8 protein-coding genes are annotated in these 12,339 nt (G+C 71.6%); 5 read left to right on the top strand and 3 right to left on the bottom strand.

The features are described 5' to 3' along the window. Positions 1–97: 97 nt before the first annotated feature. From ACIQCJ_RS01825 to ACIQCJ_RS01805, 5 genes are all read left to right on the top strand, one after another. Complete coding sequence (locus ACIQCJ_RS01825) at positions 98–742, top strand: dihydrofolate reductase family protein (protein ID WP_355336450.1); 645 nt, start codon at positions 98–100, stop codon at positions 740–742. Positions 743–865: 123 nt separating this feature from the next. After that, positions 866–1,237, top strand: a complete 372-nt coding sequence (locus tag ACIQCJ_RS01820) for a sortase-dependent protein (RefSeq protein WP_355336451.1) — start codon at positions 866–868, stop codon at positions 1,235–1,237. Between the two features lie 176 nt (positions 1,238–1,413). Then, the gene (locus ACIQCJ_RS01815) at positions 1,414–2,025 is read left to right on the top strand and encodes a class F sortase (RefSeq protein ID WP_402710845.1); all 612 of its coding nucleotides are present in this window, start codon (positions 1,414–1,416) and stop codon (positions 2,023–2,025) included. Between the two features lie 244 nt (positions 2,026–2,269). Next, positions 2,270–2,761, top strand: a complete 492-nt coding sequence (locus ACIQCJ_RS01810; protein WP_391042400.1) for a sigma-70 family RNA polymerase sigma factor — start codon at positions 2,270–2,272, stop codon at positions 2,759–2,761. Next, positions 2,745–3,236, top strand: coding sequence for a hypothetical protein (locus ACIQCJ_RS01805; RefSeq protein WP_355336453.1), 492 nt, complete (start codon positions 2,745–2,747; stop codon positions 3,234–3,236). The genes ACIQCJ_RS01810 and ACIQCJ_RS01805 overlap by 17 nt, the downstream gene beginning before the upstream one ends. A gap of 98 nt (positions 3,237–3,334) precedes the next feature. Here the strand turns inward: ACIQCJ_RS01805 and ACIQCJ_RS01800 are convergent, their stop codons facing one another. The 3 genes from ACIQCJ_RS01800 to ACIQCJ_RS01790 all read right to left on the bottom strand — a co-directional run bounded on the left by ACIQCJ_RS01800 (position 3,335) and on the right by ACIQCJ_RS01790 (position 12,307). Beyond that, positions 3,335–10,216 (bottom strand): glycoside hydrolase domain-containing protein, encoded by a 6,882-nt coding sequence (locus ACIQCJ_RS01800; RefSeq protein ID WP_402710386.1) that lies wholly within the window; start codon positions 10,214–10,216, stop codon positions 3,335–3,337. Between the two features lie 313 nt (positions 10,217–10,529). Beyond that, entirely contained in the window at positions 10,530–11,072 is a 543-nt protein-coding gene (locus ACIQCJ_RS01795) for a GNAT family N-acetyltransferase (RefSeq protein ID WP_402710385.1), read from the bottom strand. Beyond that, complete coding sequence (locus ACIQCJ_RS01790; protein WP_402710384.1) at positions 11,063–12,307, bottom strand: XRE family transcriptional regulator; 1,245 nt, start codon at positions 12,305–12,307, stop codon at positions 11,063–11,065. The genes ACIQCJ_RS01795 and ACIQCJ_RS01790 overlap by 10 nt, the downstream gene beginning before the upstream one ends. Positions 12,308–12,339: the final 32 nt, after the last annotated feature.

Raw genomic sequence — 12,339 nt, 5'->3', positions numbered from 1 at the left:
CGGTCAGCCGGCAGCGGCCCGAATCCGGGCGATGAGTTCGGGGGGTGGTGGGGGTCTACCTCTTGGACGGGGAAAAGACACCGATCGGGAGTACGTCATGGGTCTCATTCACATCGAGCTGTTCACGACGCTGGACCTGGTGGGGCAGGCGCCCGGGGGGCCGGAGGAGGATCCGGAGGGGTTCTCGTACGGGGGGTGGCAGGTGCCGATGCTGGACGAGGTGGCCGGGGCGCAGGTGGACGCGGCGTACGAGGGGACGGACGCGCTGCTGCTCGGGCGGCGGACGTACGACATCTTCGCCGGGTACTGGCCGCATCAGAAGGACGGGGACAACGGGGGGTTCGCCACGCTCTTCAACAGCGTGCCGAAGTACGTGGCCTCGCGGGGTACGCCCGATCTGTCGTGGGCGGGGTCGACGCACCTGGGGCCGGACCTGGTGGCGGCGGTGCGCGAGGTGCGGGAGCGGCACGAGCACATCAAGGTGGTCGGGAGCCTGAACCTGGTGCAGACGCTGCTGCGCGAGAAGCTGTTCGACCGGCTGGACCTCTGGGTGCACCCGATCATGCTGGGCGTCGGGAAGAAGGTGTTCGACGGCGGCGCGGTCCCCACGAACGTCACCCTGCTCGCACCGCCCGTGGCCAGCCCGAAGGGCACCGTGCACCTGCGGTACGCGCGCGCCGACGGCGTCCCCGGCACCGGCGACATGAGCGCGGTCGACCGCGACGCCGGGCAGGGCGCCTGAAGCACCGTTCGGCGGCTTTGCCAGCTCTTTACAATCCGTTCCGCCCGCGTCTCGTCTTTTCAGTCGATCCGCACCTCAGCCCGCGCGTGACCGCGCGGGCGGGCCGACGAAAGAGAGCGATTCATGCGCCGAACTGTTCTGAGCGCCGTGGCACTCGCGTGCACTGCCGTGCTGGCGAGCGGTGTGCCCGCGTTCGCCGACGGGGCGTCCCCGACCCCCACCCCGACCAGCGTGAAGACGCAGTCGGCCGCGCCGTCGACCGGGCCTTCGGACGCCACCTCGTCCGCGCGGCCCTCCGCGTCCCCCGCGCCGACCAAGGCGACGTCGGGCCAGGTCCCCGCGGTGCCGAAGGGAGCGCCGAACACCGGTGAGGCGCCGGTGGCCTCGCACGGCGGAAACGACGGCGGCCTGATCGGCGGAGGCGCGGCCGCGGTGCTCGCGCTCGGCGGCGGGGCGGTCCTCCTCGTACGCCGCCGGCGGGCGACCGGGGCGTGACCTCCGGCCGCGCGGGCGACCGGAGCGCGGGCGACCGCGGCGCGGGATTCCGAGACACGGGCTTCCGAGACGTGAGCGACCGCGGCGCGGGCGACCGGAGCGCGGGCGACCGGAGCGCGGGCGATCGGACCGCGGGCTTCCGACTCACCGGCCCCCGGCGCGCCTTCGTCACCGCGGTGACGGCCGCCCTCCTGCTCACCGGCTGCGGCGGCCATCACGCCGCGGGCCACGCAGCGGGCGACGCCTCGGGTGACACCTCGCGCCGTACCGCCGTGACCGAACGTCCCACCGGCGCACCGCCCTCTTCGCGGCCCGCCGCGAAGTCGGTACGCGCGCTGGCGCGTTCGGTCCCGGTGCGGCTGGAGGTCCCGGCCATCGGGGTCAACACCCCGGTCATGGAACTGGGGTTGGCCCCGGACGGCACCGTGGAGGTCCCGCCGATCACGGCGCACGACCGCGCGGGCTGGTACCGGGGCTCGCCGACACCGGGCCAGACCGGCCCCTCGGTGATCCTCGCCCACGTCACGGTCGGCGCGTACGGGGACGGGGTCTTCCGTCACCTCGCGCGGCTGCGCGCGGGCGACCGGATCGTGGCACGCCTGAAGAACGGCGAGGCGGCGCGGTTCGCCGTCACCGACGTCCGTACGGTCGCCAAGTCGGACTTCCCGACGGACGCGGTCTACGGCGACGTGAACCGTCCCGAGCTGCGGCTCATCACGTGCGGCGGCCCGCGCGAAGGCACCGGCTACCGCGACAACGTCATCGTCTTCGCCTCGCTGATCCCGTAGCGGGCGCGTCACGACGAACCATGGCCAAGGCGGTCTCCTGACGCCTTCCCCGAGTCCCGGGCCGCCGCCGATCCCCGTACGTCGGCGGCCCGGGACCCTCCCCGAGCGGCCACCCAGGACCGCGAGGAACCGTAAGAAAACATAAGGAACCGTAAGAAACCAAACGACCGCGAGAGTCGGCGACGACCCGCACGACCCGCAAGAAGTCCGCGACAGCACCACCCTGCCCCCGACATGGAGAGCGTTGAAACGGTCCCGCGAGAAGGCAGCGTCCGAGCTGTTCGCCGCCTTCTATCCGCGCCTCGCCGGCTGGTGCCGCCGCCTGGTCGACGACGACGAGACGGCCCACGAGATCGCCTCGGAGGCGTTCACCCGGCTCTGGGCGCGCTGGACGGCGGTGGCCGAGCCGCGCGGCTTCCTGTACGTCACCGCGACCAATCTCGTACGGGATCATTGGCGCAAGCTGGAGCGCGAGCGCAGGGCCGTACGCCGGGCCACCGTGGAAGCCGCGGTACGGCCGCCGGCCGAGCAGACCGACCCGTCGCTGCGCATGCTGGTGCAGTCGCTGCCGGAACGCCTGCGCGTGCCGATCCTGCTGCACTACTACGCCGACCTCCCGATCCGGGAGATAGCCCTGCTCACCGGCCGCAAGGAGGGGACGGTCATGTCCGACCTCCACACCGCCAGGGAACTGCTGCGCGCCCACTTGAGGAGAAGCCTTGATCACACAGTCTGACGACGGTCAGGACTTTGACCCCGAGGACCCGCTGACGGTCATCCTGCGGCCCGCCCCCGACCATCTCGGGCTGCCGCCCGGCCGGTACGAGAAGATCCGCCGGGGCGCGGCCCGCCGCCGCCTGCTCCGTATCGCCGTCGGGGTCGGCCTGTCCGGCGCCGTCGCCGTCCTCGTCGCGCTGCCGCTGCGCATGGCGGGACCGCAGTCGCCCGCCGCGCCCGCGATCCCGCTCGGCACGCCGCCCGCGAGCGGCCCCGCGGCCAGGCCCGCCGCCACCACCCCGACGCCGCGCCCCGCGCCGACCGACGCCCCCGCCACGGCGAAGACCCGGCCCACGGCCCAGGCCCCGTCCCCGAGCGCCGCCACGCGGACCGGACCGCCCTCCAAATCCGCCTCCGCCTCGCCCACTCCGACCCCCACCACGGCCCGCCCGACGGACCGTTCCTCGGACGGTCCCGCTACCTCGAACCGGTAGGCCGCGCAGGGGTGTTGCGTCCGCGAGCCCCGCAACACACCGCGGGGCCCGGCCAGGATGCGGTCGGGCCCCGCGGGGCTAGGCGGATCGGGACGCGGTCAGTGCCCGTTGCCCCGCGCGGACCGGTGGAAGGCGACGGTGTAGGTACGGGTCACCGAGCCGTTGGGTGAGGTCAGGGTGACGGTGCGGGTGGTGGAGCGCGGCGCGGTCGAGGAGACGACCGCGCTTCCGTCGGTGACCTTGACCCGGGTGCCGGGCTGGGCCGGGACGGCGGTGACCGCCGGGACCTTGCCGTTGGCGGGGAGGTCGACGACATACGTGGAGACCTCGGGGTCGAAGCCGTCGACGGCGACTCCCCCGACCTTGAGGGCACTCGCGTCGGCGACGCTCGCCTTCGTGGCGTCGGCGTGGTTGGTGACGGTGACCGAGCCGTCGTGGTTGACCACGACGCGCGCGGCCATCGCGGCGGCCAGATTGATCCGCTCCCAGCTCGGTGCGCCGTCCGCCGTGAGGTCGAGCGGGTAGCCCGAGTCGGTGGCGGTCTGCTGGAGGATCTGGGTGCGCTGCCCGGCGGTGAGGTCGGGGAACGCGGTGACCAGCAGGGCCGCCGCGTCGGCCGGCGCCGTGAGGGGCTGACCGGCCTTGCCCGTACGGGAGAAGCCGTAGGTCAGGCGCTGCGTGTAGACGTCGATGTCCTGCGCCGTGGTGAGGCCGCCGTAGGAGTCGCCCGCGCAGGCGGCGAGCGTGTCGCCGTATCCCCGCTTCTCGCACTGTGCGAGCAGCACGTTCTCGATCTCGGTGTGGGCCTGTGTGAGCAGTTGCGCGAAGTCGGGGTCGGCCCACCGGTGGGCCACGGTGGCCTGTCCGGTGATGCGCCCGCCCATGACGTCGAGCGGGTAGTGGAAGCCGAGGATGACCCGGTTGTCGCCGTACTCCGAGGTGCGGGCGAGGATCGACGGCGCCAACTCCGGCAGGAGCGTGGCCAGTACGGTCCCGGCCTCGTATCCGCCGTACGTGTGACCGCTCGGGTACGAGCCGCTGGTGGCGAGGCCGCTGTACGAGCCGTCCTGCGACTCGTAGACGTCCCCGCCGTCGCCGACGAAGCCGAGCCGGACGTACGGGCGCAGGTAGCCGTAGTGGTCCTTGGCCGCGTCGTGGGTGTCGAGACCCTGGGTGACCCGGCCGAACAGGGCGTTGGTCTTGGGCAGTTGGCCGCCGCTCAGCGCGTCGCTGTAGATCGCGCCGAGCCGGGAGCCGAGGCCGTCCGCCAGGGTGACGGTGGCACTGTGCGTCGCGTCGACCTCGGCCCTGTCGACCTCCTTCTGCGTGGCCGCGTTGTTGACGCGCACCGCGATCTCGTCGTTCTCCGCGGTGATCGGCGCGCCCTTAGCGACCTTGGAGTTGGCGCCGAGGACGCTGGAGGGGAGGTGGTCGAAACCGCTGAGGAGGTTGGTGAAGTAGTCGGAACCGTCGCCGGTCGCGGGCCACTTGTCCGACGCGTAGCTCGCCTTCAGCGTCTCGTCGGGGAACGGGGACGGGGTGTACGCCGGGGTCGCCGCGTCCTGGGCGGCGGCCGGGTCGTCCGAGGTCCCGGCCAGCGTCACCGCGGTGACGGTGGCCGAGTGGGCCTTGGCCTTGGCCGCCTTGCCCTCCGTGTTGCCCTCCGTGTTGCCCTCGGACTTGGCCGCCGAATTCCCCGAGACCGTGAGCAGCGCCGTGCCGATCGTGGCGGGAAGGTGCGCGGTGGAACCGTCGTCGAGGGTCACGGTGTAGCCGATGACCGGGAATCCGCCGTCTCCGGCCGCCCGCCAGGTCACCCGGACGTGGCTGCCGTCCGTGGTCACCCCCGTCACGTGCGGCTTCTGCGGCTTGCCGCCGCCGGTCACCACGGGCGCGGTCGCGGCGCTCTGCCGCGAGGCGCCGACGGCGTTCAGCGCCTGGACGCGCGCGGTGTACGAGCGGCCCACGGGCAGTGAGGTGAACACCGTGCCGCGGCTGTTCGGGTCGCGGATCTCGACCTGGTGGCCGTCGCCGAGGCTGATCCGGTAGCCGGTGACGGGCGAGCCGCCGGTGTCCTGCGGCGCGGCCCAGGCGACGGTCACACTCGCGCCGGACGAGGTCGCCGACACCGCGCCGGGCACGGCCGGTACGGTCTTGGGCTTCGTCCTGAGCGCGGACATCGCGCGGTCGAGGGCCTGGTAGCGCGCGGTGAGGGCCGTGTCCGTCGCCTTGTCGTCCGCGACGGCCGCCTTGGCCGCGGCGAGCGCGGTGGTGAACGCCTTCCACGACGCGTCCGTGTAGCGCGCGTTGTCGAGGGCCGACGCCGTGCCGACCAGGTTCTCAAGTCGCAGCCGGGGCAGCGGAATCAGCTGGTCGGCGGCGAGGGTGAGACTGCGGGTCTGCGTGTCGACTTCGAGCTGGGCCGCGTCGTCGGCGGCCAACAGAGCTTGCGCGGAGGCGAGTTCACGCCGGAACACGCCGAAGTCGATCGTGTCGTAGCGCGCCGCGTCACCGGACAGTCCCGCGTACCGGTCGATCGCCTCGCGCAGCGCGGTCTTGTCCGTCGCGGCGGGCGTGTCGACATGGCTGAAGGTGATCCGGCCCAGATTCGCGACGTACGGGTGCGAGGAGTCCGGAGTCGTCAGCAGCCGCAGGTGGACGGTGTGGGTGCCGGTGACCGGCGTGGGCAGCGTCAGGCTCGTCGTGCCTCCCGACGACCACGCGCTTCCGGTGACCGGCAGCGGGACGGTCGCGTACGGCGTCCCCGGATCGGCCGCGTCGAAGGAGTCCAGGTAGAGCTGGACGGCGGAACCGGTGCCGCAGCGCGCGGAGTTGTTGACGTAGGTGAAGGTGACGGTGTTCTTCGGGGCGGACCCGAAGTCGACGGCGCCGTAGCCGGCCCAGGCGCCGTTGTACGTACCGCCGAGGTCGGTGGTGGAGCCGGAGCCGGTCCAGCCGACCGGCTCGCTCTTGAGGCCGCCGCCGCTGTTGGAGTCGAACGCGGTGGCGTCGAAGCCCACCGGGGCGTCGGCGGTGCGCGTCAGGGTCAGCGAGTAGACGTTGGCCACGTACGGCTGCGAGGACGACTGGGTGCTGGAGACGAAGTCGGCGTACACGTCCTGGACGCCGGTGAAGACCGCCGGGTCGAGCTGGACGGTCGCGGTGGCGAGGGTTCCCCAGCCGGAGCCGGTGTAGTCGAGCGGGATGTCGACGGCCTTCTCGCCGTCCTTCGAGCCGAGGTGCAGTTCGAGGTGCGAGTCGGACGCGGCGCGCGACTGCGGCTTGTCGTAGCTGACGGTGACGGTGTCGGTGCCGTCCTTGAGGTCGGCGGCCTTCCACTGGGCCCACGCGCCGTTCGTGGTGTTCTCGAAGATGCCGTTGCCGAGGCTGAGCGGCAGCGAACCGCCGCCGGTCGTGGTGCTGTTGGCCGCCGTGAGCGTGGCGAGCGTGGTCGAGGGCGACGAGGAGACCGCCTCGGGCGAGAACTGGTACCAGTCGAAGTTCGACACCCACTGCTGGCCGGACGGCGCGTGGAAGACGAACGTCGCACCGGACGCGGCCAGCAGCGCGTCCGGGTCGGTGACGGCCGCCCGCACGGTGGTGTAGGTCTGCCAACTGCCCGTGCCGGGAAGGGATACGGTGGCGACGACGGGGCCGTCCGCGGCGCCCGCGTGCACGTCCACGCTGCTCGGCTTCGCGCTCGTGGCCTGCGAGTTGGCGTAGCGGACCGCGACGCTGCGCGGGGCGACCCCGCCGAAGTCCAGCTTGTTGTACCGCTCCCAGGCGCCCTCGGTGACCCCGCCGAGGTCGCCGTCGGAGTAGTACGCCTCCTTCACGAGGCTGGGGCCCTCCATCTGGTCGGGGGCCTCGGCCTGGAGTACGGCGTAGCCGCCCTCGTCGATGGTGAGCGCGTCGGCGGCCGAACGCAGCGCGTCCTGCGCCGCCATGAGCGTGCCCGTCCTGGCGGCGGTGTCCGCGAGGACGGTCCGCGCGCGCTCCAGCGCCGAACGGAACAGCGTCCAGGAGCCGTCGGAGTAGTTGCCGCCGCGCACCAGGGACGCCTGGCCGACGAGCGCGCCGAGCGAGGCGCGGTACACCGCGGCGGCGGAGACGGTCAGCGGGTCGGTCGCCGAGATGCCGGTGCCGCTCACCGTGGAGGCGCGCACACCGTGGGCGAAGGCCGCGTCGCGGAAGGTGATGCCGTAGCGCGCGTCGACCTTCGCGGTGCCGGTGAGCGACAGCGTCGCCGTACGCGAGCCGGTCACGCGGAGGTCGGCCGTCACGCCGCCGGGCAGGCCGGTCACGCTCGCCGCGCCGGTCCTGGTGAGGCTGGTGCCGCTGCGGGCGGCGAAGGACGCCGGTCCTGAGAGGGTGAGCTTCACGCTGCCGTGGACGGTGCCGTCGGCGGCGGTGGCGACGGTGTCCGGGCGGGCGGACATGACGGTGCCGGTGCTGCCCGTTCCGGTGCCGCCGTGGCCGGTGTCGGTGTCCAGCGAATACGCGGGCTTGGTGTCGACGCCCCACCGGGAGGGCTTGGCGCCCATGGTGAAGTCGAGGGTCCCGCCGGCGATGATCTGCGAGTAGTCCAGCCAAGTGTCGCCGAAACGCTTGCCGTTGAGGGTCGCGCTCTGCACGTAGTAGTTCGTCGGCGAAACCCCGCCGGCCTTCACCGTGAAGCGCGAGCCGTTGGCGTACGTGATCGTCGTGGAGTCGAAGAACGGGCTGCCGATCTGGAACTGGCTGGAGCCCGCGGTCACCGGGAACAGGCCGAGGGCCGCCGCGACGAACATGGTCGACATGGTGCCCGCGTCGTTGTCCATGGTCGGCAGGAAGCCGTTCGGGGCGAGCTTGTAGACCTGCGTCTTGACCGGCGGGGTGAACTCGCCGCCGCCGCTGGGGGCTTCGTTGGTGGAGCCCGTCGCGATGTACCGGTTCCAGGTCGAGCCGGTGTAGATGGCGCGCACCCACTTCTGCGTCAGGCTGGGCTCGCCGACGTAGTTGAAGAGGTACGGGGCCTGGAGGTCGATCTCGTTCGCGTTGGAGTGCAGCATGGTCGAGCCGTTGTCGAGGGCGGAGTCCTCGCCGAACATGTGGTCGACGGCGGCCTTTCCGGCCTTGGCGCCGCCCATGGCCTTGATGAGGCCGCCCATGTCGTAGGCGTCGTACCAGTGGTACTGCCAGAGCGTGCCCTGGTAGAGACCGGCCGCCTCGAACTTCTCGTGGTCGGCGCTCTGCCAGTCGCCGCCGGACGCGCGCGGCGTCAGCAGACCGACCTTGGTGCCGTCACCGGCCGTCCAGGCACCGGACTTCACCAGGTTGTCGATCGCCATCGTCGACTGCGTGCGCAGCTTGGCGGCGTCCGCGTCCTTGCCGAGCGCGCCCGCGATGACGGACAACGCCCACTGGTCGTAACCGCGTTGGACCGTCGTACCGGGATCACCGGTGACGTATCCCTGGCGCAACTGCGCGCCCGTGTAGAACCCGGAGTACGACAGCAGCGCCGGATACGCCTCGTCCAGCCGGTCGAAGTTCTTGTACCCCTTCGACAGCGCGTCGGCGATCACCACCGCCGAGCGCTCCCACCGCACGGTCGGCACCGAGTGGGTGAGGCTGCCGAGGCTCTTGCCCGAGGCGTGCGCGTCGGCGAAGAGCACGATGAGCGACTGCACCAGGTCCCGGTACGTGGCCGGGTCGATGTACGCCTCGACCGAGTACTTCCTGAAGTCGTCCCAGGTGGACCAGCCGTCGTAGTACGTGAAGCCGTTCGCGGTGTGCACCGCGCCGTCCGCGCCGCGGTAGGTCCCGCTGGTGCTCGTGGCGTTCACCGGCAGCCCGTACATCCGGTACAGGTGCGTGTAGAACTCCTTGGTGAGCGTCGACCCGGGGTCGGACGTCGCGGACGCGCTGACGGCGACGGCGCCGAGCGTGCTGTTCCACTCCGCCTTCGTCCGTGCGCGCGCCTGGTCGAAGGTGAGGCCGCCGACCTCGTTGCGCTGGTCGGTCACGGCCTGTTCCGCGCTGATCGGCGAGAGCGTGACGCGCAGTTCGACGTCGCGCCCGTCCGCCGTGTCGAATCCGAGGACCGCTCCGGCGTCGGAGCCGTCCCGCGTGGTCGCGTCGCCCAGCGTGCCGTCGTTGCCCCAGCTCTTCAGCGAGGTCACCGGGACATTGGTCGTGGCGGCGTAATAGAGCTGGTACGAGGCGCCGTTGAACGAACCCGCGATGAGGCCGGTGATCGAGGTCGTCCCGTTCGGGAGCGTCGTCGCCTTCATCGTCGTGCGGGTGCGGCTGGTGAAGTTGTTCGCGAGGTCGAGGACGAGTTGGGGCTCGGCGCCGTCCGGGAAGCTGTAGCGCTCCAGGGCCGTACGCGTCGTCGCCGTCATCTCGGCCTTGACGGTCCCGGCGTCCCGCGTCACCGCCGAGGCGGTCCCGGAGACCGACCCGAGCCCCACCTGGTAGTAACCGGGCGTCGCCGTCTCGTCGTTGTGGCTGTACGGGTGCGCGTACGTGCTGGGCGCCGGGCGCTTGTCGTAGCGCACGGACGTCGGGACGACCAGCAGGTCACCGCCGCCGCCCGAGCCGCCGACGCCGTCGAGATTCGTCGCGGTGAACCCGGCGATGCGGCTCTCGTTGTAGTCGTACCCGGTGTGGTTGCGGCCCGGTGTGGTCAGCGGGTTGACCTTGGCGAGGCTGTGCGGCGCCTCGGCGCCCGGCAGGTCGTTGCCGTCGTCACCCGCGGTGGAGACGAAGGGGTCGACGAGCTTGGTGTAGTCGGTGCCGCTCGTCGCGCCGGACGTGTGGGACGTGTTGGACGCTTTGGCCGAGGGTGCCGCCGCGGCCGTACCGGCGCCCGCCAGCGCGGCGAAGGCGAGCGACCCGGTGAGCAGCGCCGCGACCGTGGCGCGCAGGCGGCCGTGGTGCCCGCGGGCGGCTCCCGGTGGCGTCACGCGCGGCGTCGGGGCGTGGGATCTGATGGGCATGTGGCCTCTCCGGAGTCGCGGAACGCACGCACGACCCCGGGACGACAACGTTGTCAACCCAACACTGGAGCGTGCAGAGTGAGATGGCGGTGGACACGCCGGAGTATTCCCGCAAGCGCCCACGGACGTCCACCATCAGACACGGGAAAGGCGTACGGGGGACAAACGGAATCCGCACAGAAGGTGCGCTCCGGGCGCACGGGCCGGGGCGTGGGCGCGGTGACCGGACATCCGCAGTCCGGCGCCGCGTGTAGCGGCTCGACGATGCCTGTACGTCGAGTCCATCGCACACGTGGCACAACGGCCACCGGTCTCAGTCCTGGATCAACGGCAGCTCAGCCACCATCACGGCGTAGAGCGGCGAGTCCGCGAAGGGGCGCTGCGTGCCGACACGGCGGTATCCCCAGGCTTCGTACAGCGCCTCGACACGGCGGTGGGTGGTGTCGACCAGCAATACGGCGAGGGCTTCGGGGCGGTCTCGCAGCAGGGAGTGGTGCAGGCGCTCGGATATCCCCCGCTTCCGCCACTGGGGCCGAACCATCAACTCGGAGACCGAGAAGGTGGAGGGGTCCTCCGGTGCGGGGACGAGGTACTCGCGCCACCACTCCCTGCCGGTACCGGCAGGTGCGCCGTACGCGAAGCCGACGGGTTCGTCACCGTCGTAGGCCACGACGCAGGTGAAGCCGTTCATCGCACCCCAGTGGTCGACGAACCAGGGGAAGCGCTGGTGGAATTCGTCGTCCATCTGGTCGGCGTAGGCGTCGGCGTGCACGTCGATCAGGAGCTGCCGGACCGTCGGGAGGTCGTCGCTCGTGAACGGGCGCAACTCGATGACGTCGGGCACAGTCAGCTCCATTCGGTGCGGTATCGGTCGCCCCACTCGTACGCGCTCCTCGCGTCCGGCGCGGCGGTGAGCAGATCACGGTAGAAGTCGCCGATCACGGATCGTAGACGGCCGGGCAAAGGGCCACCATCCATGAGGGTGAAGACCTGCTCGGCACTGGCGCAGCCTTGTTCGATGTCTCCCTGGTGCACCTGCGCCAGCGCGAGGCGTGCAGTGACGAGTGCCCGGTTCCTGCGGAATCGCTGGGGAAGAGTCGCCAACGACTTGAAGGAGGCCGCCTCGGATTCCTCGTGTCGGCCGAGCAGATCCTCCGCGATGGCGGTGAGCGAGTGGAGCTCCGCCGCCCCGTAGAAGGCGACCCAGCTCGGACGTGCTTCGCTCCCGGCCTTGCCGAGGGATTCCTGCGCGTAGCCCAGGTTGCGCAGCGTCGGTTGTTTCTGCCCGACGACGGCGTGAGCGATGGCCGTACGCGCATGGGCGAGGGAGGCGAAGAGGGGGTCCCGTCGGGTAATGCCGACCCGTTGGGCTGCCTGCGCGGCGGCCAGTGCCTCGGAGTAGTGGCGGTTGTTGTAGCCGAGCATCGAGAGTGTGTTCCAGACACGGAACTGCGTGACGGAGTCCTGCGCCATACCGGCGAGGCTCAGCGCCTGGTCCAAGTGCGCCCGAGCGCGTGCGAGTTGCCGCGCGTCCAGGGCGACCCACGCGGCGGTGGCCGTCAGATCCGCGGCCAGACCGAACAGGCGGTTGCGCACCCGCTGCGTCGCCGCGCCGTTCTGCAGGGCGAGCGCCTGCTTGGCCGCGGCCAAAGCGCTGTCCTCCAAGTTGGTGGTGCCGCCCGTCTGGTCGTCCAGCGCGTTCAACACGTCCAGCTTGCTGCGGACGCGCTCGGCGTCGGTCGTGCCGACAGTGGAGCGCGAGGTCAGTAACGGGGCGGCTGCGCCGGCCGTGGTGGAAGCGAGAAACGATCTACGGTTCACGGGCTGCTCCGCGGTGCGTGACGGGCTGGCGGGTGGCGGCTGGAGAAAGCCGAGTTCCTCCATGGAACACCCGAATACTGCCTGCAACGCGAGCCGCATACGGCGATAGGGCCAGCGGGTCTTTCCGGTCAGCCAGTACCGGACCACCCGGTCGGTGGCCGTGCCCTCGTGTCCTGCGGCGCGCAGCCATTCGTTCAGGGCCTCGGCCAAACCCGCCTGGGTGAAGCCGACTTCGGCCATCCGCAGTCGGAGTCGCATATTGCCCGTCACACACTCACCGTAGCCGCGCCTCAGCGTTCGGT

This window comes from Streptomyces sp. NPDC093221 (genome assembly GCF_044753885.1).
Classification (GTDB): Bacteria; Actinomycetota; Actinomycetes; order Streptomycetales; family Streptomycetaceae; genus Actinacidiphila.
The sequence above is the reverse complement of the archived record's forward strand: the minus strand, read 5'-3'. Positions and strand labels throughout refer to the sequence as shown.

What these genes read in the sequence shown, in the direction of transcription:
- ACIQCJ_RS01825 (WP_355336450.1), top strand. Translation starts at nt 98, where the DNA reads ATGGGTCTCATTCACATCGAGCTGTTCACGACGCTGGACCTGGTGGGG.
- ACIQCJ_RS01820 (WP_355336451.1), top strand. Translation starts at nt 866, where the DNA reads ATGCGCCGAACTGTTCTGAGCGCCGTGGCACTCGCGTGCACTGCCGTG.
- ACIQCJ_RS01800 (WP_402710386.1), bottom strand. Translation starts at nt 10,216, where the DNA reads ATGCCCATCAGATCCCACGCCCCGACGCCGCGCGTGACGCCACCGGGA.
- ACIQCJ_RS01795 (WP_402710385.1), bottom strand. Translation starts at nt 11,072, where the DNA reads ATGGAGCTGACTGTGCCCGACGTCATCGAGTTGCGCCCGTTCACGAGC.